Consider the following 23,542-nt stretch of genomic DNA (forward strand, 5'->3'; position numbering starts at 1 on the left):
TAATCTGCCCACTCTGCTCAACCGGCCACGGTCTTCCTCCTCCGGCGTTGGCACTCGCAACATTGCGCAAACCCGAGGCTCCCGCGGTTGTGGCCAACAACGAAGCTGACGGTCTGCTTTCAGCGCAGAAAGCAGTCATTCCACCGGTGGCCTCCACTGCCCAGATGTAGCAACAATCCTCGAATGGCAAGGGAAGCCTCGAGCCAGAAGCTGGCGGGCTCCTACAGGGACGTGAGGGCGCGGTCCCAATATGGATTCTGAAGGGTCGAGCGCAGGCGCATCTGCTTCCACACGCCGTATTTGTAGAAGTCGAAGTCGATGCTCGAGGTAATGTTCTGGACCATGCACCACAGCGACCATTTCAAGTCGCCCAGCATCTGGTAGACAAACATGCGCGCCTTGGTGCTGGCTTCGACGCGACCGAAATAACATTCGATCGCCTCATCCTGCATCACGTCGCTCAGGACCATTTCCCCACACCAGGTGGCGAGATCGCAGCAGCGGTCGTTGTTCGACGCGTATTCGAGGTCGACGATCAGGATCCTGTCTTCAGTCAGCAGGAAGTTAGCTGGTGCCGGATCGTTGCAGCAAGGAACGATGTCCAGTCCTGACGCTTCCAGCGCGGCGCGAGCGGTGCGGTACTTCATGTGAATGGTAGGAAAATCGTGCGGGAATGCCGCCCCGAGCTCACGCAATTGAACGATATGTTCATCGATCATGTCAAACAGGGTCTTGGTTAAGCGAAGCGGGGCAGAATTGTTGAAGGTGCGGAACAAGTTAATAGTGGGCGCCCTAATCTCGGCGGAGTGGAAGTCGCGGGTGGTGCAGGGACGAGACCGCTCTACAAAGTCGCTGATTTCCACGCCGCGGTCGCTGAGATCACTATAGATCCGAGGCCCGATGCCAAGTTCGTGCGCGCGCCTGCCGGCCTCGAGCGAAGCGCTCCGATCGATAAACTTCTCGGTCCCGGGGCCTGGCATCTTAAGGAAAAACGTCTGACGCTCACCTCCGATCCTGACGTGCCAGTTAGAATTGCTAAAGCCCCCGAAGATTGGCCGGTAAAAGATGTCTTTGCCCTGCCATGGGGGTACCAAGGAAAGCATTGTTTCCAATGCCAGTTCGGAGGCCGATTGGCCTTCTCCGCACTTCCGTTCCATGAAGGGTTCTCAGAGCATTCGGGCGTACGAGCCGAAATCGAGGCTTCCGAGCGCGGCGCGGCAGCGGATGAAGCGCCAGAACCCGTAGCGGTAAAACTCGACATCCTTGCGCTGCGAGGTGGCGTCCATCACGAGACCCCAGAGACCCCATGCGAGATCGTCGGCGATCGCGTAGAGACGCACGCGACGGAGACTTGCCGGCCTCGGCGTGCCTTCGAACATTTCGAGGGCCGGGAGGAAGTCCTTCTCGTCTTCGAAAACCTCGTTGATCAGGATCCCGATCTCATAATAGGGGTCGACGTTGCCGGCACCGTCGAAGTCCACGAGCTCGATGCGACCATCCGGCCCGATGAGGATGTTCGAGGCCAGGCCGTCGGCATGGGAGGGCACACTGTCGACCCCCGATGCGGCGATCATGCGCTCAAAGCGCAAAACCTGCTCGAACAGGACCGGAAGGTCGGGAGGAGCCTGGGCCACGAGCCGATCGCATTCCTGCTTCAGCGCGCGGATCCGGTCGAACGGCGACACCGGGATCGTGAAGCGCAGTCCGCCGTGGACCCTGCGCTTAACACCTATCACCTCATTGAGGACGTCCAGCTTTTTCAGGTCGCTGACACGGGCGGTCGCCCAGCCGTCGCGATATTCCATGATGCAGGTCGCGCGCCGCGCATCGATGGCAAGGATCTTGGGCGCGCAGCCGAGGCCGGCCGCTTTGCGCTGCGCATCGAAGGATGCGGCCGCATCGATGAAGCGGCGCTGGTCGGGCTGAATGGTTTTGAGCAGGAGCGACGGATGCTGGCCATCGACCGACAGAAGCAGGCGGGTGCTGTCCACGCCACGATGCGACGGGACGAGAATGCCCGGCTCCATCTCCTGTGCCGATCTGCACAGCTGCGGTCCGGCACCAGAGCAGGCGGGCTCGTCGGGCGTCACAAGACAGAGGTCGGCCGGCGCCGTGAGGTCATCCGCAAAAAGGGAACGGACTTCTTTTGTTGCGGACGGGAGACGATGAATGTCCATCGGGCCGATGCGGCGATCCATACCCTTTCGCGACAGACCAATTTCCATGAAGCCAGCGGAACCCTTGTAATCCAAGCAAGCACAACCGACCAGCGACGGCCCGTCCACGAAAGGGAGCGGGGGACAGGCGCGCCAGCAGGAAACGCAATGCTATATCTATGCGGGCGTGAGTAAAGTGCCGACGTGCCTATCGGCGCCGAGATGCACTTAAACGCGGATGAGGTCGACGCCCAGTTCGGCGAAGCGCTGGACGAATTCTTCGCCGACACCCTTAGTGGTGATGACATGTTGGGCGTCGGCAAGGCCGAATGCACGAACCGAGCCGAAGCGTCCGAACTTCGATCGATCGGCTACCATGACGGTGGTGCCGGCCTGACGCCTCGCCTCATCGTGCAGTGCAACCTCGTCCTCACCAAAGCCCATGAAGCCGTGATCGACATGGACGGCGCTGGCACCCATCAAAGCCAGGTCGAACCTGTGCCCTTTCAGCGCGGTAATGGTAGAATGCCCGAATGTGGCCTGATATTCCGGCACCATCGGACCGCCGAGCACGCGGACACTGGTGCCCCAGCCGTGGGAGAAAAAATGCGCCGCAATGGCGATGGAGTTCGTGAAGATCGTCAGGTCTGCATGCTTGTCAAGGTGCTTCACGCAGGCCAGCGTAGTGGTTCCCGAACTGACGAAGATCTTCATACCGTTCTGGATAAGGCTGGCAGCCCTTTCGGCGATCAAGTTTTTTTCCGGCGCATTGACCCGGCTGCGCTCGCCAAACGGCTTGTCCCCCTCTTTTGGCGTCAGTACCGCACCGCCGTAGACGCGCCGAGCCAAGCCATTTGTTTCGAGTAGACGCAGATCGCGCCGGATGGATTCCGGACTGACTTCGAGGCGATCGGCGAGCAGATTGACACTCGCGCGCTCATTCGCGCGCAGTATTTCCAGGATTTTTTCCTGGCGAAACTCAGAAAATCTCATGGACCGAATCTGCCTGTGACCATTTGGGTCTTTCCGGACTTAACATATCCCCGAGCACGTCGAACACTGCGAGATGCCGGAAGACCGAAAATCCCGGCGCCAAGCTAGTCGACATGCTCAAACCAGTCAAATCCGTCTTAGTCGCTCAACAGTCCTAGGGTCTAACAGCCTTGAGATTTAGACCTGTTCGGGACTGGGCACTCGCCGAGAGTAGGCCAAGCCGCGCTTGACCACAGGCAAATGTGTCGATATTGGTGTTTTTGACCGATTTGTGTGTTTTGAGAAATTGGATCGGTTTGAGGATGGATCTGGCGTCCAGTCAGGATTTGGAAGGCTCGTCTGGCAATGGCGAATAAGTGCCATGCTGCAGGTCGAAGGATGGAGTTCAACGGGCCGGCGCCGAGCGGGTCCTAGAAAACTAAACCGCACATCGGCAAAACAACCGCCGATACAAAAAGGGGAACAGGATCAATGATTACGCGTAGAGACATTATGGTTGGCGCGGGCGCGCTTGGCGTGGCCGGCGTGCTCGGCAAGCTCGCGGTGCCGGCCAATGCGCAGGGCAAGAAGTCACTCGTGCTCGCGTCGATGGGGCCCGTCACGGGTAATTGGGATCCGACTTCCCACACGACCCTTGGTCAGGGCAATTTCGAAAAGTTCGTCTTCAATGCGTTGACGCGTGCCCCGATGCGGGACGGCGAGGCGGACCTGCTCGAACCCGCGCTGGCGGAAAGCTGGAAGCTGATCGACACCAACACGTTCGAGTTCAAGCTGCGCGACGGCGTGAAATTTCACGACGGCAAGGAATTCAGCGCCGAGGACGTAAAGGCGACGCTCGAATACTCCTGCGACCCGGCCCGCCCGGCGGCTTCCTTTTGCCCCGGAAAGGTCGATGTCGAAATTGTCGATCGCCTTACGGTGCGACTGCACACCGAGAAGCACGGCTATCCGGCATCGGCTTGGTGGTTTATTTCAAGCGTGATCCCGATCCTCTCGGCGAAGGATGTTGCTGATCCGAAGATTCTCCAAAAGCGTCCGAACGGCACGAACGCCTTCAAGTATGTCGAGACCAACGGCGACAAAAATATTCTTCACGCCTATGACGACTTCTTCGGCGGGCGTCCGAAGATCGATGAGGTCGTCTATGCCTATGTTCCGGATGCCAACACGCGGGTTCTCGGCCTCTTGAACGGCCAGTACCACATCGCCGAACGTCTCGAGCCGGAACAGTACGCATCGCTCGCCGGAAATCCGAAGGTCACCACTCGCAAGGGTCTCACGACCGAGAACAAATATCTGCATTTTCGCTGCAACAAGGCGCCCTTCGACGATCCGCGCATCCGCCTGGCGGCATGCCATTCGATCGATCGCAAGCAGATCCTCGAACTGATGGGCGAAGCGGCGCTCGAGTCAAGCTGTTACGTCTCCCCGATGAAGTTCGGCTTCACCGACATCAAGGGATATCCAGACTACAATCCCGAGGAAGCGCAGCGTCTGCTGGCCGAAGCCGGCTTCCCGAACGGGGCGGGGCTGCCGCAGCTCGAATATATCACTTCGATCGGCTTCTATCCCAAGACCAAGGAGTATGGCGAACTGATCGCCGCGATGCTCCAGGAGCAGGGCTTCAACGTGCAGTTGACGGTGCTCGAGCCAGCGGCCTGGGAAGTGGCGATCTATCGCCGCGCCGACGGTCAGGGCCAGGGCCATATGTGCGACGTCGGCTGGATGACGCCGTCGCCTGAGCCGGACCTCGTCCTGCGGCCCAACTGGCACTCCAGCGCGGCGCTGATTTCGGGCATCAATGATCCCGAGATCGACGCGGTCCTGGACAAGGAGCGCAACGCGCCCAATCCGGAACAGCGGCTGAAGATCCTCACCGAGGAAACCTTCCCGACGATGGCCAAGAAAGTCCCAAGCTTCTCACTGTTCTCTGCGCTCACCTTCCACGGCGCCGCCAAGAACCTTGAAGGCGCGGTCTACCTGCCCTACGGACCTATCGACCTGTCGAAGGCGGATCTCGTCTAACCTTTGGCCCAGCAGCGTCGCCATCCGGCGGCGCTGCTCCTTCGTGAGCCTGCCGTTATGCTTTTTGCAATAGACTTCTTCGTTCGCCGTCTTGCCCAAGGCGTGATCATTGTGGCGGGCATCGCCCTGTTGATCTTCACCCTGCTGCGCGTGGTGCCCGGCGACCCCGTGCGGCTGATGCTCGGCCCGATGGTTTCGCAGTCCGTGGCGGAGCAGACGGCCAAGGAGCTCGGCCTCCGGGATCCGATAATCGTCCAGTTCGGGCGGTATATGACCCAGATCGTCCGCGGCGATTTCGGCCGATCCTTCGTGCGCAGCGCCCAGGGCGGCAGCACTGGAGGTTCGCGCGGCGAATCGACCTTCGATGCCAGCAACCGGGCGCCGGTCATTGATCTGATCGGCGCGACATTGCCCTACAGCCTGCTGCTGGCCGGCCTGGCCTTCCTGATCTCACTGTCGATCGCGGTTCCGCTCGGCATCTGGGCCGGCCTTAACGCGGGCAGGGCGCCCGACCGATTCGCGCTTTACCTGAGTTCGGTCCTCGTCTCGCTGCCCAATGTATGGCTCGGACTGGTGTTCATTTATTTGTTGTCGGCCAGGACTGGCTGGCTACCTGCAATCGGCTACGAGAACTGGACCTATGCGATCCTGCCGGCCTTGGTCCTGGCGGTGGAACTGATTCCGATCATCGTCCGGTCGCTCTCGGTTTCGGTCTCCTCCAACCTCCTCGAGCCCTATGTCTATGTTGGCCAAATCCGCGGGCTGACCCGACGGCGCATGATCTCGGCGCATGTTCTGCGTAACTCCGGGATACCCCTTCTGAACGTGTTGGGCATCCAGGCGGTCGGCCTGATCCTCGGCTCGCTGTTCGTCGTCGAATACCTCTTCAACTATCCGGGGATCGGCCTGCTCATGATCAATGCGGTGTTCCAGCGCGATTTCCCGATCATCCAGGCGATCGCGATCTTCGCCTGCGCCGGGCTCGTCGGTGTGAACATCCTCGTCGATTTCGCATCGACCACGATCGACAGAAGGCTCCAGTACTGATGTCCGAACACACCATCGTCGACGCGGAAGTCAGCGTTCCCCCAAAAGCCCGAAGCCTCGGCGCTAATATCTTCCTTCAAGCATTCAAGACGCCGGAGTTCCGGGTCGGGGCGGTCATTTTCATCGCCGTGATCCTGCTCTCGGTCGCCGCGCCGGGGCTGCTCGGCCTTTCCGCGACGAAATTCAACGTCGGCCTCAAGTTCTCGCCGCCCTGGCCTGCCGAAGGTTCGGTCTGGCCTCATTTCATAGGGACCGACCAGTTGGGCCGCGATCTTCTAGCCCGATCGCTGATCGGCCTGCGGAACGCCCTGATGATCGGCATTACGAGCGTCATCGGCATGTTCGTTCTAGGTTCGGCGGTCGGGATGGTGGCCGGCTATGTCGGCGGCTGGACCAACCTGATCCTGATGCGCATCACGGATGCGCAGATGTCGATCCCGGTGATCATCCTCGCCATCACCATCCTCGGCGTGACGCGGCCGACGCCGCTGACGGTCATCCTCGTCTTCATCCTCGCGGGCTGGCCAGGCTACGCACGCGTGGCGCGTAGCGTCACCATGTCCGAGCGGCGCAAGGAATATGTGCGCGCCGCCAAGATCCTCGGCGCATCGGACGTCCGGATACTGCTGGTGCATATCGCGCCGAACATCCTGCCCCCGATCGCATTCGTCGCCGTGCTCGACGTCGCGCGCATGATGATCTTCGAAGCCATCCTCGGGTTCATCGGCATCGGCATCCAGCCGCCCACGCCTACATTCGGGACGATCATCGCCGACGGCACCAAGTATCTCCTGAATGCGTGGTGGATCACCACCATTCCCGGCCTGCTGCTGGCGATATCGCTGTGCAGCATCAACCTCATGGGCGGTGCCCTTGAGCGCTCCCGCAACAAGCTACTCCAAGGTGTCCTATGAGCGGGGAGAGTGTAAGCATTCTCGAGATTTCGGGCCTGTCGGTCGATCTAGCGTTGCCAGGCGGCGCAAGGCGCGCTGTTCTTCAGGACGTCAATCTCTCGGTTTCCCAGGACGAGGTCCTCGGCATCATCGGTGAAAGCGGCTCGGGTAAGACCGTCCTGTCGCGCGCACTCGTCAACTGGATAAGCCCGCCGCTGGTCGTGACCGGCGGGACGATTGCCTACCATGGCCGCAACCTGTTCGATCTCGCGCCCGCCGAGATGCAGAGATTGCGAGGGCGCAAGGTGGCCTATATAGGCTCCGACCCTGGCAGCGCACTCGATCCGACCATCCCGGTCGGACAGCAGATCATCGAGAAGCTGCGCGCCGTCGAGCCGGGCATTTCGACTGCGGAAGCCAAGGCGCGCGTGCTTCGTGTCCTCGACGCGGTCCGCATTCCTTCCCCGGCGCAGCGCTTTCACGAATTTCCTTTCCAGTTCAGCGGCGGGATGATGCAGCGCGTGCTGATTGTCGATGCCCTGGTCACCAACCCTGACCTGCTCGTCGCTGACAACATCACGCAGCCGCTCGACGTGACGGTCGCCGCCCAGATTCTTCGCCTACTGAGGGATCTCCAGCGCGATTTTCGCACGGCGGTCATCTTCGTCTCCTCGGCGCTCGGTGTGGTTAACGAGATCGCAGACAACGTCCTCGTGCTCGCCGATGGCCGCGTGGTCGAGTGCCAGCAGACCCGTAAACTGATCGACGAACCCCAGCACAACTACACGCGCAACCTCATCAAGAGCGTGCCGCGCATCTGGGGCGCCGAGCAGGTCACCGCCGCGCCGGGCTTGGCCAAGGACGACACACGCGAAATCATCCTTTCGGTCCGCGACGTCTACCGTTCCTACGCAACCAAGGACCGTGAGAGGCTGTTTGCGTACCGGGTTGTCCAGGCCGTCCGGGGCGTCTCGTTCGACGTCTACAAAGGCGATAATCTTGGCATCGTAGGCGAATCCGGTTGCGGGAAGTCGACGCTTTCGCGTCTACTCAGCCGCCTCGAAGCACCCAATCGCGGCCAGATCCTGTTCAAGGGCCAGGACATCGCGCATCTCGGCCGAAAGAAGCTGCTTGATCTGCGCCGTCGGTTCCAGCTGCTGCTGCAGGATCCCTACAACGCCATCCCGCCACATTTGGCCATTGGCCGGACGATCGCCGAACCGCTGCGCATCCATGGCGGAATGAGCGCCAAGGAGATCGGCGAGAAGGTCGCCTACACGATGAACGAGGTGGGGTTGCGCCCCGAGCTGACGGACAAACTGCCGGTAGGGCTCAGTGCGGGCCAGCGGCAACGCGTCAACATCGCCCGCGCCATGGTGCTGGACCCGGAACTCCTGATCCTCGACGAGACGCTGTCGGCACTCGACCAAGTGGAACAGGGCAAGCTGCTCGATCTTTTCGAGCGTCTGCAGGCCCGCCACGGCATGACCTACATCTATATCTCGCACGATCTGAGCATGGTGCGCCGCGTCTGCAATCGCGTGGCCGTGATGTATCTCGGTCGCATCGCCGAACTCGCCGGCAACGAGGCGACGTTCTTCGATCCCGGCCATCCCTACACGCGAGCCCTGCTCAGTGCGGTTCCGGCGATCGAGCACAAGCCCTACGACACGGCGACCTATCTCCTTGAAGGCGAGCCGCCGGACCCCATCGACATTCCTTCCGGCTGCACCTTCCGCACACGCTGCCCGTTCGCTTTTGACCGCTGCGTCACGGAGGATCCGGCGCTGCTGAAACGAAGCGACGTGGATTACGCCGCGTGCCATCTCGTCGAGGCCGGCTTGTCGGCGCCAAGGCTGATGCCGGCGGTCGATCTGAGCGGCCCGTAACAGCGGCGCAGTCCCTGACCGTCCTGGGCGCCCCTGACCCCGGCGCGGTGCCCCGCAATCCCGATGAGGCAAGCGTATCATGGAATTCGACTATATCGTCGTAGGTTCGGGCAGTGCGGGTTCACCGCTCACCGCCAGGCTTGTCGAAAAGGGTGCGAGCGTCCTTCTCCTCGAAGCGGGCAAGCGCGAGAAGCTCCACCTGACGCGCGTACCGGCCGCGCTCATGTATACGATCGGTAACAACCGGTACGACTGGAACTACGTCACCGAGCCTGATCCGAGCCGTAACGGACTGCAGGAAGCCTGGCCGCGCGGGCGGGTTCCGGGTGGTTCGTCGGCCATCAACGGGATGATCTTCATTCGTGGCGCGGCCGGCGACTACGACGCTTGGGAGGCGCTGGGAAACAAGGGATGGGGCTGGGCCTCCGTGCTTCCCTATTTCCGCAAGATGGAGACGGCGGACGACGACAGGGACAATTCTCACCGCGGCGGGATGGGTCCGCTCCGGGTTTCATCGCTGCGCTGGAAACACCCACTATCGCAGAAATTCATTGACAGCTTCGTCAATGCCGGCGTGCCCCGCAACCCGGACCTGAACGGGAGCTCGCATGAAGGGGTCGCCTGGAATCAAGGGTCCACGACAGGGGGCTTGCGTCATTCGGCGTTCGACGCCTTCGTCCTCCCACGTCTCAAGGACAATAAGTTGACCTTCATGGACGACGCGCTGGTGGAGCGTATCGTCATGGAGGGTAAGCGGGCCTCGGGCGTGGACATCATGCGCGGGGACAAGACAATCCGGGCAACAGCACGCCGCGGTGTGGTCCTGTCTGCAGGCTCCATCAACTCGCCACAGCTCCTAATGCTTTCGGGCATCGGCGATCCGGCCGAACTGAGTCGCCATGGCATCGAAGTGCGCGTCGCCAGCCCCGACGTCGGGCGCAACCTGATGGAGCATCCGGGCCTCTATGTCCGCGCCGAAATGGACGTCAAGACGGGCAATGCCTATGCGTCGGCCCTGGGCCGGCTGCGCGCCGCCGGGCAGTGGGCGCTGTCGCGCAGTGGCGTGCTGAGCGTGCCGACCGCGCAGGTGCTCGCCTTCCTCAAATCCACACCCGAGCAGGAGGTGCCCGACCTCCAGTTCCACCTCTTCCCGTTCGGCTATTTCAGCGAAAGCGGACGCCTGCGCGTCCCCACGCGCAATCTCGTCACCATTCTGGCGAACGTGAATTACCCCAAGAGTACTGGCCGTCTGGAACTACGCAGCAGCGATCCGCGCACGCCGCTCGCGATTTATCCGCGGCTCCTCGACCACCCAGACGACCTGGACTGCGTTCTACGCGGACTGGCCTGGATTCGCCGCCTTGCTTCGACGCCGCCATTCGGAAACCACGTGCGCGAGCTGATCGACGTGCCGCCCGAGGGGGCCGGCCGCGATGCGGAGGAGCAGTATGTGCGCAAGGCAACGGTCCCCTTCCTTCACCCGGTCGGGACCTGCCGGATGGGGATCGACGATAAGGCGGTGGTGACGCCGGAACTGCGCGTGCGCGGCACCGAGAGGCTGTGGGTGGCGGATGCCTCGATCTTTCCGCGCCACATCGCGGGCAACACCAACGCGACTGCAATCATGATCGGCGAGCGGGCGGCGGATCTCATCCATCCCTGATCCCAGGCAAGCCGGAACAGGAGCCAGACGGGCAATGACCAGGAATTTCAAGCACAATTTCATCGGCGGCAGGCGCGTCGACCCGCTCGGCCCGGAGTCCATCGAAGTTCGTTCGCCCTACGACGGCAGCCTGGTCGGCACGGCTCCGCTCGCCGCACAGGCGGACATCGACCTTGCCGTCGACGTGGCGCGCAAAGCGTTCGACGAAGGGCCGTGGCCGCGCATGCCGGTAGCCGAGCGCATCGCGGTCATCCGTAAATTCACCGACCTCTACGAGGCGCGGTCCACGGAATTTGCCCGACTGGTCACGGCAGAAATGGGCGCTCCCGCGTGGTTCGCCGCGGCGATCCAGGCCCTGATCCGTGATCAGGGCCAGGCTTATCTGACCGCGGCCGAACACTATCCCTGGGAAGTGAAGCGCGAGGGCTTCCCGAAAGGGACGTCCATCTGGATCCGCGAACCAGTCGGCGTGGTTGCCGCCATCATCCCCTGGAATGCACCGCATCAGGTCGCGCTAGCGAAACTCTTTCCGGCTCTGCTTGCCGGATGCACGGTGATTCTGAAATTGGCGCCGGAGACGGCGATTGACGGCCAATATCTGGGCGAACTTTTCAGCGAAGCCGGACTGCCGGACGGCGTGCTGAGCATCCTGGTAGCGCACCGGGAAGTGAGCGAGTATCTCGTCACGCATCCGGGAGTGGACAAGATCGGCTTTACCGGGTCGACCGCCGCCGGAAGCCGCATCGCCAGCCTCGCCGGTGCGCAGCTGAAGCGAGTCAGCCTAGAACTGGGTGGCAAGTCCGCGGCGCTCGTCTTAGACGACGCGGATATCGGCGAAACGGTCGAGGCGCTGCGTTACCGCTCGTTTCCGAACAACGGCCAGGTCTGCGTTGCGCAGACTCGGATACTCATATCGCGCCGGCGCCACGATGCCTTCACCTCGGCGCTGGTGGACAATGTTACGGGTATGAAGATCGGGAATCCGGCCGACCCGCAAACTTTCCTCGGTCCGGTTGCTGCCGAGCGCCAGCGCCAGCGGGTCAGTGACTACATCCAGTCTGGGCTGGAAAGCGGCGCGGAACTTGCGACGGGCGGCCTTGGAATGCCGGAAGGCATCAATCACGGCGCCTTCGTGAAGCCGACGGTTTTTGCCAATGTCGACAACAACTCACGCATCGCCCAGGAGGAGATCTTCGGCCCAGTCGTCTGCGTCATCCCCTATGACGGGGTGGATGAGGCAGTGCGGCTCGCCAACGAGTCGGAGTACGGTCTCTCCGGTTCGGTTTGGACGAACGATACTGACCAGGGTCTGGCGATCGCCCGCCGCATCCGCAGCGGCGGGCTGACGATCAACAACGCGGCCTCGGACCTGCTCTCCCCCTTTGGCGGCTTCAAGCGAAGCGGCGTGGGACGCGAGTTCGGCCCGGAAGCCATCAATCACTACATCGAGCACAAGACTGTCGCAGTCTGAGGGAGTTCCGGAGCGATAATGAGCAACGGCCATGGAATATGGATGCATGTCGACGGTCAGGCCGGGCGCTTCATCGAACTGAGCGACAGGGTTTGGGAAACGCCCGAACTGAACTATCAGGAACATCGGTCGTCGGCCGAGCATCTGAAGGCGCTTAACGATCAGGGCTTCCGAGTTGCTACCGGCCTTGCCGGCATGCCGACGGCCATCATGGGCGAGGCAGGCGAAGGCGGCCCGGTCATCGCCTTCCTCGGCGAGTTCGATGCATTGCCGGAGTTAAGCCAGGAAGCCGGCGTAGCGGAACACCGGCGTCTTTCCGGCAATGGACCGGGACATGGCTGCGGACACAATCTGCTCGGGGCCGGCGCACTGCTCGCCGCTACGGCGACGAAGGATTGGCTGGCCGCGAACAGCCTGCCCGGGCGTGTACGCTATTATGGCTGCCCGGCCGAGGAGGGCGGATCGGGCAAGGCGTTTATGGTTCGCGACGGGGTTTTCGCTGACGTCGACGCGGCGCTTTCCTGGCACCCCTTCTCGTTCGCGGGCGTAATGGAGCCGGCCTCGCTCGCTTACGCGATCCTTGATTTTTCTTACACTGGACGGTCCGCCCATGCTGCGGGCTCGCCGCATCTCGGCCGCAGCGCGCTCGACGCCGTTGAGCTGATGAGCGTCGGCGTCAACTATCTGCGCGAACACATCCCCTCCGATTGCCGGGTTCATTACGCCTATCTCAATGCGGGCGGTCCGGCGCCGAACATCGTGCAGGCGGCCGCAATTGTGCGCTACATGGTTCGGTCGCCGCGAGCCTCCGAGGTGTTGATGCTAGTCGAGCGGGTCAAGCGCATCGCGGAGGGTGCAGCGCTGATGAGCGAGACACAAGTGGAGTCGCGCTTTGTCTGTGCGATGAACAGCCTGCTTGGCAATCGCGTTATGGAGGGAGCGATGGCGCAGAATTTCGAGATGCTGGGGCCGCCGGAATTCGATGCGGCTGACCAAGCGTTCGCGGGGCAGATCCAGGCCACGCTGACAAGGGAGCACATCCAATCAGCCTATGCGATGTTCCGGCTTCAGGAGAGTGACAGCGCTCTCAGCGACGGTATCGTCGGCGCCGCTTCCGGTGGCAAGCAGATGCTTGGATCGACTGATGTCGGCGATGTGAGCTGGGCCGTACCGACCGTGCAGGCATATGGCGCGACCTATGCCATCGGCACGCCTTTGCACACATGGCAAGTAACGGCGCAGGGCAAATCGCCACATGCACACAAGGGCATGATCCATGTTGCCAAAGCGCTGGCGGCGACGGCGGCGGACCTCTTTAGCCACCCCGATCTGCTAGCTTCAGCTAAGGAGGAACATGCAGCAAGGTTGGCGCGCGATCCCGCAGTACAGATCCTGCCGCCCCACCTCGCGCCCCCGTTGGACGGCTAGATGTATGATGCCGGGCATCGTGCTCATCTTTGTCGTCCTAATCAAAGGAACCGCTGGAGCGAAGCGACATACTTTGCCCGAAGATGGGATTTCTCCTGGAAGATGTGTGAACGATCCCGTGATAGTGACGGTTGATCGGCCCTCATCAAGCTGTTGCACTGCGATGGGCTTTGAATCACTTCTCCCGATCCTCGGGTTGCCCGGATCTCCATCACTGATGTCGTTCTCTCCTGCCGAAAGGGGACGTCTTTTCGTGCGACTGTCGGTCATCCTCAAGGGTGCGGCGCGCGGTAGCTTTCCTCACGCGCTATCGATCCGTCCTACCTTGTTGGCGAGAGCGACTGTGACCTGCCGTTCCGGTTTACGCTCAAGCAACTCGTCCGCCCAAGTGCTGACGGTCGTCACTTTTCGCCGGGTGTATCATTTCCGGCCGAGCTTGTCAGAGGGACGATCATGAGTTCGAGCGCGCCATACTCCGCAAACGAATTTCTGGCTGGGCTGAAAGGCCAGCGCGTTCTGGTGACAGCGGGTGCGGGGGGCATCGGTTTTGCCATAGCCGACACGCTGTCGCGGCTCGGCGCCCGCGTCGTTGTCTGCGACGTTTCCGACGAAGCGCTCGCCGCTGCGCCCGACAAGATCGACCTGATCGCGGCAGTGAAGGCCGACGTCTCGCGCGACGATAACGTCGACCGGCTGTTCGAGGCGGTCGAGAAAGAACTCGGCGGGCTCGATGCGCTGATCAACAATGCCGGCATTGCCGGGCCGACAGGCGGTGTCGACGAGATCGATCCGGACGACTGGCGGCGCTGCATCGACATCTGCCTGACCGGCCAGTTCCTGTGCGCCCGGCGCGCCGTGCCGCTGATCAAGGCGGCGGGCGGGGGCTCGATCGTGTCGATGTCGTCGGCGGCTGGCCGCCACGGCTATGCGTTCCGCACGCCCTATTCGGCGGCCAAGTGCGGTGTCATCGGTTTCACGCAAAGCCTCGCCAAGGAGCTTGGGCTGCACGGCATCAGGGTCAACGCCATCCTGCCCGGCATCATCGAGGGACCCCGCATCGAAGGTGTTATCTCGGCGCGCGCCAAGCAGGTCGGTATCAGCCACGAGGAGATGACCGATCGTTATCTCCAAAACATTTCGCTGCGTCGCATGACCAGCCCTTATGATGTCGCGTCGATGGTCGCCTTCCTGCTGTCGGACGCCGGCATCAACATTTCCGGGCAGTCGCTCGGCGTCGACGGCAACGTCGAAACGCTCTGAGGAGGGCCGATCCATGGCAAAGGTTGCGATTGTCGGCAGCGGTTTCATTGGGCGGGCCTGGGCGATCAGCTTCGCTCGCGCCGGCCATGACGTGCGGATGTGGGACCAGTCGCCCGCCGCGACGGGCGGCGCGCGCGACTACATAGAAGGCGTGCTTGGCGATCTTTCTTCGAACGACCTGCTGCGTGGGCAGTCCGTCGACACCGTGCTTGGCCGCATCGCCATCGCGGTCGAACTGGAGGAGGCGCTGGCTGGAGCAATCCATGTCCAGGAGAACACGCCTGAAAACCTCGATGTGAAGCGGGAAGTGTTCTCCCTGATCGACAGTCTGGCCGGCCCGCAAACGGTGATCGCCAGTTCCACCTCGGCGCTGTTGCCGTCGAAGTTCACCGACCATCTGCAGGGGCGGCACCGCTGCCTGGTCGTGCATCCGATCAATCCGCCCTACCTCATTCCGGCGGCCGAGGTGGTGCCAGCGCCATGGACGTCCGCTGAGACGCTGGAAAGAACCCGCGCCTTCCTTATCGATGCCGGTCATGCGCCGCTGGTGATGAAGCGCGAGCTCGACGGTTTCATCATGAACCGGTTGCAGGGCGCCTTGCTTGAGGAAGCCTTCCGGCTCGTCGACGGCTATGCCAGCGTCGAGGATGTCGACATCGGCATCCGCGACGGGTTGGCTTTGCGCTGGTCATTCATGGGGCCGTTCGAGACCATCGACCTCAATGCGCCCGGCGGCGTGCGCGATTATGTCGATCGCTACCAGGGCATCTACTCCAACATCTTCCCGCAGATGCTGCGCCGGGTCGACTGGGCGGGCGAGGTCATGGCAACCGTCGAGGCCGAGCGCAGCAAGCGCCTGCCAAGGAAAAAACTGGGTGACCGGCAGGTCTGGCGGGATCGCCGGCTGATGGCGCTGGCGGCACACAAGAAAAAATCGGATCAGGAGTTCGGACAATGAAAGAAACCAGCCGCAAGCCCGGCGCGACGGCGACCAGGTCATCATCACCTGTGCGGTGACCGGGGCGATCCACACCCCGACCATGTCGCCCTACCTGCCGATCACACCGGACCAGATCGCGTCGGAGGCGATCGCCGCGGCCGAGGCCGGTGCCGCGATCCTGCATTTGCACGCGCGAGACCCGGAAACCGGCAAGCCCGACCAGACACCCGAGGACTCGGAAAGACTGTAGCGCTCAACTGGATAGCCGCCCAAAGCGGAGCTGCCTATTGTGAGGTTGCGCAGCATACCAAGGCTATCAGGCCGATGTTCCTGATGCTGCACGACGCCTACGGCGTCCAAAGGGACAGCAAGCACACATACGATCTTGCGAAGGATTGCATGAATTTTTTGGGCGCCCGATACGGCCCGACGCGCCCGTTGCTGGTGGACGAATATCAGAACTTCACACCCACTGTTTTGCGGGAGCTGCTGCATCTTCAGGAGCGATGCGGCTTCGCTTTACTGCTCGCCGGCAACACTCATCGGTTAGCGGGCACGAGGCGTGATACCCATGCTATGGATCAGATCGAAAGCCGTATCGGCATGCGTTTCGAGATCGGGCAGCCGACGCGGGAGGACTGCTTGAGGATTGACGCCGAACACAACGTTGAAGGAGCCGACGCCTACGTGGCAATCGCCACCTACGGGCAAAACACCTCCCTTCGCGCGCTGTGCCATCTCCTCCAGAATTGCGCTGCGGGTACCAGCGGCTTCGGCAGCATTCGTCTTCCCCGGATAGAGACCACGCTTCGCGGCATGTCGTGCGGCAGCGATGTGCTCAAGGTTCTATACGAGTGCCGAAACGACTTCGCACACGACGTGGGCAGCCCCACTTAAATTCGGACGACGACAGATAATTCCGAACATCACACCGGAATTGGTGCAATCGCGAAGTTAGCCCGCTTGCTGATCAGCCGTATTTGCCTCGCTCCTCAATTTTTCAAGCCGTGATCGGCAGATCATTTCGATACGATCGATCAACTCGGAGACCCGCTTGGCAAGCCACTGGAGCGCTTCGCGAGTGATCTCGAAGTGCCTCGAATAGCGCGCTTTCACATAAGCCTCGTTGATGACGTTGAACCAAGCTACGAAACGCTGCTGGTCGCGGGGCCAAACTTCGGCAAGTTCCTGTGCTTGATCTTCAGCGAGGCTGCGAAGGAATTTGACGTTGTGAGAGGCAGGGCTGTAATTTGTTAGAACCAACAACAACACCGCGTAGGCCTGCTCGATTGATTGGTGAAGGAGAAAGGCCGCTTCCTTGAAATTGGATTCGCTGAGAAGAAATCCAGCTGTCTTTGCAAATACTCGGGCGTGCGGCAGCCTGTCTTCGAGGTGTTCGGCTGCTAATTGGAATGCATCGGCCGGCTTCGTAGGTGCCGGATGCGCCAGCGATTCTTCGTCGAGCTCGTAGAGGACAATTCCCTCGCGACGGATGTCGACAAAGAAGTACTGACCCTCCCTGAGGGCAGTGTTCACCTCCCGGCGGGAATGTACAATGAAGCTGACTGGCGTGCTGATTTCGCGCATCAACCGGTCTGCTGCCGTCTGCCAATAGCCGGCAAAATCGGTCAGTTTGCGATTGTTCACCACCACAAGCAGGTCGAAATCCGAACGGTAGCCCTTCCTGGTATGCGGCTCGTCGACCCAGCCACCACGTGCATAGGACCCGAAAAGTATGATCTTGAGAATGCGCCCGCGCTTTTTGAAGTCGGTCATCCCTCCCTTGAGGGCATCCTCAAACTCCTCGAGGAGCAGCTCAACCGTCTTTCTCAGCTCGCGCTGCTTTGGTGGCGGGAGGTGGTCGATGCTGGATTTCATAAACAAGGATCTGTCGTCCATCGTGTGTGCATAGCCGAGACGAGGCCCCGAATCCACACACTGCCTCGTTCGGCCGAATTGAGCAACGCACACCGTGCGACATCAAATGGAAGAGTTGTTAAGTCAGCATCCTAAACATTGCAGAGGGATTTAAGCTCATCACGTATCACTGCAATGTTGGGGGTATCGTCAATACATTGCCCCACCATTTCCCAGCGCTTTTATCTGTGGAGGGTCTGTCCCGCAGCGTCGCGCTCGGTCCTCGAATAAGCGAACAGACTTCTAGCTCGGAAGATGTCGGCGAACTCATGCGGAAGGGGGGCGGCGGTATCGGCCGCCGGATTTTCTTAAGATTTTCCCTGTCGAGCCGCGGTCGAACACCGGTATGTTCAAACCGGAGATTTCCAATGCCATTTCGAGTCGTCGACACCGCCGACATCCACCTCGACTCGCCGCTGCGTTCGCTGGCGATGCGAAACCCCGACCTTGCCGAACTCGTCGGAGACGCCAGCCGTCAGGCGTTTGTCTCGATCGCTGACCTCTGCCTCACGGAACGTGTCGATGCCCTGGTCATTGGCGGCGATCTCTATGATGGCGATCAGACTTCGATGAAAACGGCCCGCTTCCTGGCGTCACAGATGACACGGCTTCATCAGGCCGGCATCAGGGTTTTCAAGATCCGTGGCAATCATGACGCCCTGTCGCGGATATCGAAACAGCTGGTGTTCCCTGACACGGTCACGATCTTCGGCGGCCGTCCCCAGACCGTGCTGCAGACAGCCGGCGGGCTTGACGTCATGTTCCACGGCTTGAGCTTTGCCAGCCCCAAGGCGCCGGACAGTCTACTCCCGAAGTACTCAGCGCCGCGCGAGGGCGCGGTCAATGTCGGTATCATGCATACCAGCCTGGCCGGATCGCCGGGCCACGACGTCTATGCCCCCTGCAATGTCGCTGACCTGCACGGCCACGGTTTCGACTACTGGGCGCTTGGGCACATCCATGTCCGCCAAGTCCATCCCGGGGCAAGCACCGTGGTGATGCCAGGAATTCCACAGGGCAGGGACATCAACGAGGCCGGCGAGAAATCCGTCACCCTGGTGACGATACAAGACGACCGCACCATCGAGATCGAGGAAAGGCTCACCAGTATCGCGCAATTCGAGCGGGTGAACGTCGACGTGACCGAAACGGTGGAATGGTCCGAGATCGTCGAGCGTGTCCGATCCGCGCTCGAAGATGTGCGCGCCTCCGTTAGATCCCGTCATGCTGTGGTTCGCCTCGGCCTGACCGGGGCGTCACCTCTATCGTGGGCACTGATCCGCGACCGGGATCTGCTGCTCGCGGAAGCTGAGCAGGTCGCGGACCAGGTAGGCGAAACCTGGGTGGAGAAGCTCGAACTTAACGTCTCGCCACCCGCAGCCGAAACATCCGAGGGCGTCGCCGATCCGATTTTCGAGCTCGCAGAGTCCATGCGCGCCGATGCCGGCTCGGAAGCCTTCCGTGCCGAGGCGAGGGCGTTGGTCCAAAAGATGATCGCGGATTTTCCGCCTGACGGGCGCGATTTCGCCGGCAAGGACGAGACTGAGCAGGAGTTGTTCCTGGAGAGGGTGGTTGCCAGCGGCGCCGACCTTGTTACCGCCCGCCTCAAGGCCGGTGGGTCACAATGAGGCTGCGGCGACTTGATCTCATCCGTTATGGCAAGTTCACCGACAGGACGATCGACTTCGGGCCGAAACCGGAATCCGGTCCCGACCTGCATGTCGTCTTCGGCCTGAATGAGGCCGGCAAGTCGACGGTGCTTTCCGGCTATCTCGAGATCTGCTGTTCGGCATCGAGGAGCGCAGCCGCTACAATTTCGTGCACGAGTACAGCGCAATGCGCATCGGCGGGGTGCTCGAACTTGGCGGCGCGGAGCAGATTTTCACACGCACCAAACAGCGCACCAACTCGTTGCTGAACGCGACTGGCCAACCAGTCAGCGAAATGGCGATATCATCCCATCTCGCCGGCCTGTCGCGCGACGCCTACGAGACCATGTTCTCGTTGGACGACGAAACGCTGGAAGCAGGTGGAAAATCAATCCTGGAATCGCGCGGTGACCTCGGCAAGCTGCTGTTCACGGCCAGCGCCGGCCTCGGGCATGCAAGCGATACATTGAGCCTGCTCGAGGCCGAGGCGGACAGGCTCTATCGCAAGCAGGCACACGGAACCGAGCTTGCTCTGTTCAAGAAGCGGCTTGCGGAACTGAAGTCGAGGAGGGAGGCGATCGACACCTTGGCGTCGACCTTCGAAACCCTTGAGACAGAGCGCCTGGACGCGACAGAAAACTACGACCGCAGCATCGCCGAGCGGTCGGTGCTGTCGGCCAGGCTCGATACGATCGCGAATTATCTTCGCGCGATCCCGATCCTTGCCGATATCCGACGCAAGCAAGCCCAGCTGGCCGAGTTGCCAGAGATCGCTTCACCGTCACGGACCTGGACGGGCAGCGTCGCCGACATGATCGAGATCGACGCCAGCCTGAGAACGCGTCTGCCGTCCTGATGCAGCATCATGACCCGACGAGTCGAATTCTTGCCCAGACGCCGATCGAGCAAGCCAGCTTCCCCAGCCTTTTCGTACCGATCGCGGTAGCGTCGGAATTGCCGCTCCGACATGCCAAGCAACTCGCCGGCCTCCGTCATCGAAAGATCGCCGCCATTCCAACGGCTCAAAACGTCCCGAAACTTTTGCATTCTCCGGCCGCCGATCCAGCAACCCAGCTTCCCCAGCCTCTTCCTAACGGTCGCGGTAGCGTCGGAATTGCCGCTCCGACATGCCAAGCAACTCCCCTGCCTCCATCATCGAAAGATCGCCGCCATTCCAGCGGCTCAATACGTCCCGAAACTTTTGCATTCTCCGGTCCTGTAGCCATGCCGTCCGCTTCATCCCCAGCCTCCATCCGCTGGCGATAAAACCGGACAACTCACGTGCTACCTAATCCGGACAACTCATCTGCTTACGACATTGCAACCGGATGGGGTTGCGTTATTCCTTGCGGCGTGTAGGATAAAAAAGATGCTGGGAGGTCGATCGCGACGATCGTCCAACGCAGATGGCGCCCTCTGCTTCTTTAGCCTTAGTCAGCCTCACCGCGTTGATGGAACGCGGCAGCGGTAGCCCGGAAGTGAAGATCGGGCTCATCGATGGACCTGTCGTTACCCAACATCCCGATCTGACAGGCGAACACCTCCACGAGATCCTCGGAAGCAGCGGTGGCACATGCACCCAAGCTAACAGCGCGGCGTGCCTACATGGAACGTTTGTGGCCGGCATCTTATCGGCCCGGCGGAGTTCCGCTGCGCCCGCCATTTGCCCCGATTGTACCCTACTCATACGCCCTATTTTCACCGAGACGACCGCCGGGCGCGAACATATGCCCAGTGCAACACCCCGGGAGCTTGCCACGGCGATTGTCGAATGCATTGGCTCAGGCGCGCGAGTAATCAATTTAAGCCTCGCCCTTGCGCAACCTTCGGTTAAAGACGAGCAGGCGTTGGAAGAGGCGCTCAATCTCGCCGTCAGCCGCGGCGTCATAATCGTTGCAGCTGCGGGCAACCAAGGCACGCTTGGAAGTTCCGCCATCACCCGCCACCCGTGGGTCATCCCGGTGGTGGCCTGTGATTTTCGAGGTAGGCCGATCGACGAATCGAACCTGGGTAGTTCCATCGGCAGGCGGGGTTTTCGCGCGCCCGGCGACAGCATTACCAGTCTCGGCAGCGAGGGCCAGTCGCTTGCGCTCGGTGGAACAAGTGTTGCGGTGCCCTTTGTGACCGGTGCGATTGCACTTCTATGGTCGGAATTTCCTTCTGCGACCGCGGTACAAATCAAGCTCGCCCTGACCCAAGCCTCCACCTCGCGACGTGCTTCCGTCGTTCCACCTTTACTGGATGCCGCGGCGGCCTACCAAGTACTATTGGTGACAAATGGGAGGAGGCGAACAGCGTGACAAAGGCAAATGAAGGCAACGACTCGCCAAACCAGAGCGAACATCCGCCTTACCGGGTACGCCTGCCTGGATTTATCACCGACGAGGAAATCGGGTTAGGCGATGCGGTTGGACGAGCTACCTCCTATCTGGGGATACAATCCTGCGGAGGCTGTGAACGCCGGGCGGCCGCGCTAAACCGCCGGTTTGTCTTCACCGGCCGTGCCCATTAACCCAGATCCATTGATCTGTGATGTGATGAATGAGGATTACTATGGAACAAGAATCGACAGAACGGTCGACAGGTCATGATGAGGCAAGATGCGATGCCGCTGTGTTCACGGCCGCCTACGGTCCCGCTGGGGAGGAAAACCTCCGATCGTCGTCGACCTCTCCACTCTCGAGGGAGACGCCCTGCCCAACCTGCGCAGGAGGCGCGAACTCCATGTCCCTCTCTTATGTTTACGCCATTGGTCGGGTCGAAGCGCGTTTCCCGAACCTCGCCGCGGAAAAGGAATTTGCCCAGGCGACAGGACGCACGGAGACCGCCGGGAAGACCGATCAACAGACCTTCTACGCCGTGCTATCCAAGCGCGAGCACCGCTACCTAGTGCGCCAACTATGCTGGGTCCTGACCATCCAGGGGCTGGAAACTTACCTACTGCAGCCACGCGATCCGGCGGACATTGATCTGCTGGTGGAAGCCACTCGTCCCGCCCCTAGCCCTAATGACATCGATGTTGTCATCGGTATGCGCGGTCCCATCGCGCCGCCGCAAATGTGTAATGGCCTGATGGTACCCATCGTCGCATTCGATCAAATCTACTCCTTCGACCGCGACGCCCTTATCAAAGCCATCCCGAAGCCGGAGAAAACCACTGCCCAGCAGTTCGGACCGGCGGCCGAGGAACTGTTCGGCAGGATCATGCAGCTGACGGACAATGCCGGCGCGACCGACGAGCACCGCGCCTTGAACTACCTGGCCATGCGCTATCCCGCTATCTATGGCAAGGCCGCTGAGGAATTTGGGCGGGACTTTTCGTTGACCGGGGTGGAAGTGCGCCCCTCGCCCTTGAGCGCCACCCGCAACATCGTTGACGTGATCTTCTCTTATACCAACCGCAACAGCGATTTTACAGAGAAGTTCTCTACGCGCTGCGACGTAACCGAAGAATTTCCGTTCCTCGTCGCGAAGATGTCGCCGTACTATGACCGTTAAATCTAGCTAAGTGTAAGGAGATACAAAATGAATATGCCTGGATTTACTGCAGAAACATCGCTATGCAAGACGAGAGGTCACTACCAATCTGCAATAAACCAACCCTACAACAATATTGGAGAAGGAGTGATGGCTCAATTGCGCGGCGGCGGCGGAGGCATGATTGGGGGAGGTGGTGTGCTCTTTGGGTTTTGGTCATGCCTTGCATGTACTACTGCTTGTTCAATACTTACTGCTGGCGATATACCGGCATGTTTGACCGCATGTTATGCGTCTGGCTTCTGCTAAGCGCAATTCAGAAGGTTCGTTCGCAAGATCCGGATCGCCCGTTCATGCGGGCGCTCCTTGGTTAAAGCGTTCCTGCATGTTGGCGGACTGAAGTTTGTGTCGACAAATCGGGAGTTAGTCTGGTCAAATGCTATGATCGATAAAACCAACAAAGGAGGCGATCAAAATGAATATTCCTGGATTTGCTGCAGAAGCCGCTCTCTTACAAGAAAGAACCGGGCGCTACCGACTCATGCGATTTCCGATTCAAGCAGGGCCAATTACGCCGAGTCATGAAGGACGTTTGCGCAAACCGGTGAATCCCCAAGCGCTGAATTGGGGAGGAAGTCGACCGGGGAGCTGTGTGGACCGTTGTTTGGCGTCGTGCCCAAGGGACTCCGTCGGTGGAATCGAGGTCGCGTGTGCCCTCAACTGCCTTTGGATCT

The 23,542-nt window shown here is 60.9% G+C and carries 19 protein-coding genes and 2 pseudogenes; 16 read left to right on the forward strand and 5 right to left on the reverse strand.

Annotated elements, in window-relative coordinates; all coding sequences use genetic code 11:
* Positions 1–221: 221 nt before the first annotated feature.
* The 3 genes from LB547_RS21855 to LB547_RS21865 all read right to left on the reverse strand — a co-directional run bounded on the left by LB547_RS21855 (position 222) and on the right by LB547_RS21865 (position 3,149).
* Positions 222–1,157, reverse strand: coding sequence for a choline/ethanolamine kinase family protein (locus LB547_RS21855; RefSeq protein ID WP_140523188.1), 936 nt, complete (start codon positions 1,155–1,157; stop codon positions 222–224).
* A 9-nt stretch (positions 1,158–1,166) separates the two neighbouring features.
* Positions 1,167–2,252 carry a phosphotransferase family protein gene (locus LB547_RS21860; protein WP_140523191.1) on the reverse strand — a complete coding sequence of 362 codons (1,086 nt, stop codon included), beginning with the start codon at positions 2,250–2,252 and terminating at the stop codon, positions 1,167–1,169.
* A gap of 132 nt (positions 2,253–2,384) precedes the next feature.
* Positions 2,385–3,149: a DeoR/GlpR family DNA-binding transcription regulator gene (locus tag LB547_RS21865; RefSeq protein ID WP_140499625.1), complete on the reverse strand. Its 765-nt coding sequence runs from the start codon at positions 3,147–3,149 to the stop codon at positions 2,385–2,387.
* Between the two features lie 471 nt (positions 3,150–3,620).
* Here LB547_RS21865 and LB547_RS21870 point away from each other — a divergent pair, with 471 nt between their 5' ends.
* The 11 genes and pseudogenes from LB547_RS21870 to LB547_RS21920 all read left to right on the forward strand — a co-directional run bounded on the left by LB547_RS21870 (position 3,621) and on the right by LB547_RS21920 (position 16,662).
* Positions 3,621–5,174 carry an ABC transporter substrate-binding protein gene (locus LB547_RS21870; protein ID WP_140523193.1) on the forward strand — a complete coding sequence of 518 codons (1,554 nt, stop codon included), beginning with the start codon at positions 3,621–3,623 and terminating at the stop codon, positions 5,172–5,174.
* A 57-nt stretch (positions 5,175–5,231) separates the two neighbouring features.
* Positions 5,232–6,221: an ABC transporter permease gene (locus tag LB547_RS21875; RefSeq protein ID WP_140499621.1), complete on the forward strand. Its 990-nt coding sequence runs from the start codon at positions 5,232–5,234 to the stop codon at positions 6,219–6,221.
* On the forward strand, positions 6,221–7,135 hold the full coding sequence (locus tag LB547_RS21880; RefSeq protein ID WP_140499619.1) for an ABC transporter permease: 915 nt from the start codon (positions 6,221–6,223) through the stop codon (positions 7,133–7,135). The genes LB547_RS21875 and LB547_RS21880 overlap by 1 nt, the downstream gene beginning before the upstream one ends.
* The gene (locus tag LB547_RS21885) at positions 7,132–9,003 is read left to right on the forward strand and encodes an ABC transporter ATP-binding protein (RefSeq protein ID WP_140499617.1); all 1,872 of its coding nucleotides are present in this window, start codon (positions 7,132–7,134) and stop codon (positions 9,001–9,003) included. The genes LB547_RS21880 and LB547_RS21885 overlap by 4 nt, the downstream gene beginning before the upstream one ends.
* Before the next feature lie 79 nt (positions 9,004–9,082).
* On the forward strand, positions 9,083–10,666 hold the full coding sequence (locus LB547_RS21890; protein WP_140499615.1) for a GMC family oxidoreductase: 1,584 nt from the start codon (positions 9,083–9,085) through the stop codon (positions 10,664–10,666).
* Between the two features lie 34 nt (positions 10,667–10,700).
* A complete protein-coding gene (locus tag LB547_RS21895) occupies positions 10,701–12,137 on the forward strand; it encodes an aldehyde dehydrogenase (RefSeq protein ID WP_140523199.1) in 1,437 nt (478 codons plus the stop codon).
* Positions 12,138–12,155: 18 nt separating this feature from the next.
* Positions 12,156–13,565 (forward strand): amidohydrolase, encoded by a 1,410-nt coding sequence (locus LB547_RS21900; RefSeq protein WP_140499610.1) that lies wholly within the window; start codon positions 12,156–12,158, stop codon positions 13,563–13,565.
* A 453-nt stretch (positions 13,566–14,018) separates the two neighbouring features.
* On the forward strand, positions 14,019–14,825 hold the full coding sequence (locus LB547_RS21905) for an SDR family oxidoreductase (protein WP_140523201.1): 807 nt from the start codon (positions 14,019–14,021) through the stop codon (positions 14,823–14,825).
* A gap of 13 nt (positions 14,826–14,838) precedes the next feature.
* On the forward strand, positions 14,839–15,783 hold the full coding sequence (locus LB547_RS21910; protein ID WP_140523204.1) for a 3-hydroxyacyl-CoA dehydrogenase: 945 nt from the start codon (positions 14,839–14,841) through the stop codon (positions 15,781–15,783).
* Positions 15,780–15,997 (forward strand): annotated as a pseudogene (locus LB547_RS21915) (3-keto-5-aminohexanoate cleavage protein); the annotation flags it as partial. The gene LB547_RS21910 and the pseudogene LB547_RS21915, both read left to right, overlap by 4 nt.
* A gap of 29 nt (positions 15,998–16,026) precedes the next feature.
* Positions 16,027–16,662, forward strand: coding sequence for an AAA family ATPase (locus tag LB547_RS21920; RefSeq protein ID WP_140523207.1), 636 nt, complete (start codon positions 16,027–16,029; stop codon positions 16,660–16,662).
* Positions 16,663–16,719: 57 nt separating this feature from the next.
* On the opposite strand, the gene LB547_RS21925 is transcribed toward LB547_RS21920, so the two are convergent.
* The gene (locus LB547_RS21925; RefSeq protein WP_140523464.1) at positions 16,720–17,643 is read right to left on the reverse strand and encodes a nucleotidyltransferase and HEPN domain-containing protein; all 924 of its coding nucleotides are present in this window, start codon (positions 17,641–17,643) and stop codon (positions 16,720–16,722) included.
* Between the two features lie 407 nt (positions 17,644–18,050).
* Here LB547_RS21925 and LB547_RS21930 point away from each other — a divergent pair, with 407 nt between their 5' ends.
* From LB547_RS21930 to LB547_RS32380, 3 genes are read left to right on the forward strand one after another with little or no spacing between them, the layout of a single operon-like run.
* Positions 18,051–19,310 (forward strand): metallophosphoesterase family protein, encoded by a 1,260-nt coding sequence (locus LB547_RS21930; protein WP_140762143.1) that lies wholly within the window; start codon positions 18,051–18,053, stop codon positions 19,308–19,310.
* Complete coding sequence (locus LB547_RS32515; protein ID WP_246674848.1) at positions 19,307–19,600, forward strand: AAA family ATPase; 294 nt, start codon at positions 19,307–19,309, stop codon at positions 19,598–19,600. Before LB547_RS21930 ends, LB547_RS32515 begins: the two co-directional genes overlap by 4 nt.
* A complete protein-coding gene (locus tag LB547_RS32380) occupies positions 19,501–20,187 on the forward strand; it encodes an AAA family ATPase (RefSeq protein ID WP_246674846.1) in 687 nt (228 codons plus the stop codon). The genes LB547_RS32515 and LB547_RS32380 overlap by 100 nt, the downstream gene beginning before the upstream one ends.
* A 29-nt stretch (positions 20,188–20,216) precedes the next feature.
* Here LB547_RS32380 and LB547_RS32665 read toward each other — a convergent pair.
* Positions 20,217–20,378: pseudogene (locus LB547_RS32665) on the reverse strand (helix-turn-helix domain-containing protein); the annotation flags it as partial.
* 404 nt (positions 20,379–20,782) lie between these two features.
* On the opposite strand from LB547_RS32665, the gene LB547_RS21945 reads away from it, so the two are divergent.
* Both LB547_RS21945 and LB547_RS21950 read left to right on the forward strand, forming a co-directional pair.
* A complete protein-coding gene (locus LB547_RS21945; protein ID WP_224656360.1) occupies positions 20,783–21,631 on the forward strand; it encodes a S8 family peptidase in 849 nt (282 codons plus the stop codon).
* A gap of 424 nt (positions 21,632–22,055) precedes the next feature.
* The gene (locus LB547_RS21950) at positions 22,056–22,829 is read left to right on the forward strand and encodes a hypothetical protein (protein ID WP_140499601.1); all 774 of its coding nucleotides are present in this window, start codon (positions 22,056–22,058) and stop codon (positions 22,827–22,829) included.
* Positions 22,830–23,542 lie beyond the last annotated feature (713 nt).

The sequence above is a fragment of the Mesorhizobium sp. B264B1B genome, assembly GCF_020165765.1.
In the GTDB taxonomy this organism is placed as follows: domain Bacteria; phylum Pseudomonadota; class Alphaproteobacteria; order Rhizobiales; family Rhizobiaceae; genus Mesorhizobium.

Excerpts from the sequence above, each read along its gene's own strand:
- LB547_RS21855 (WP_140523188.1), bottom strand. The coding sequence starts at position 1,157 with ATGGAACGGAAGTGCGGAGAAGGCCAATCGGCCTCCGAACTGGCATTG.
- LB547_RS21865 (WP_140499625.1), bottom strand. The coding sequence starts at position 3,149 with ATGAGATTTTCTGAGTTTCGCCAGGAAAAAATCCTGGAAATACTGCGC.
- LB547_RS21870 (WP_140523193.1), top strand. The coding sequence starts at position 3,621 with ATGATTACGCGTAGAGACATTATGGTTGGCGCGGGCGCGCTTGGCGTG.
- LB547_RS21875 (WP_140499621.1), top strand. The coding sequence starts at position 5,232 with ATGCTTTTTGCAATAGACTTCTTCGTTCGCCGTCTTGCCCAAGGCGTG.
- LB547_RS21880 (WP_140499619.1), top strand. The coding sequence starts at position 6,221 with ATGTCCGAACACACCATCGTCGACGCGGAAGTCAGCGTTCCCCCAAAA.
- LB547_RS21885 (WP_140499617.1), top strand. The coding sequence starts at position 7,132 with ATGAGCGGGGAGAGTGTAAGCATTCTCGAGATTTCGGGCCTGTCGGTC.
- LB547_RS21890 (WP_140499615.1), top strand. The coding sequence starts at position 9,083 with ATGGAATTCGACTATATCGTCGTAGGTTCGGGCAGTGCGGGTTCACCG.
- LB547_RS21895 (WP_140523199.1), top strand. The coding sequence starts at position 10,701 with ATGACCAGGAATTTCAAGCACAATTTCATCGGCGGCAGGCGCGTCGAC.
- LB547_RS21900 (WP_140499610.1), top strand. The coding sequence starts at position 12,156 with ATGAGCAACGGCCATGGAATATGGATGCATGTCGACGGTCAGGCCGGG.
- LB547_RS21905 (WP_140523201.1), top strand. The coding sequence starts at position 14,019 with ATGAGTTCGAGCGCGCCATACTCCGCAAACGAATTTCTGGCTGGGCTG.
- LB547_RS21910 (WP_140523204.1), top strand. The coding sequence starts at position 14,839 with ATGGCAAAGGTTGCGATTGTCGGCAGCGGTTTCATTGGGCGGGCCTGG.
- LB547_RS21925 (WP_140523464.1), bottom strand. The coding sequence starts at position 17,643 with ATGAAATCCAGCATCGACCACCTCCCGCCACCAAAGCAGCGCGAGCTG.
- LB547_RS21930 (WP_140762143.1), top strand. The coding sequence starts at position 18,051 with ATGCCATTTCGAGTCGTCGACACCGCCGACATCCACCTCGACTCGCCG.
- LB547_RS32515 (WP_246674848.1), top strand. The coding sequence starts at position 19,307 with ATGAGGCTGCGGCGACTTGATCTCATCCGTTATGGCAAGTTCACCGAC.
- LB547_RS21945 (WP_224656360.1), top strand. The coding sequence starts at position 20,783 with ATGGAACGCGGCAGCGGTAGCCCGGAAGTGAAGATCGGGCTCATCGAT.
- LB547_RS21950 (WP_140499601.1), top strand. The coding sequence starts at position 22,056 with ATGTCCCTCTCTTATGTTTACGCCATTGGTCGGGTCGAAGCGCGTTTC.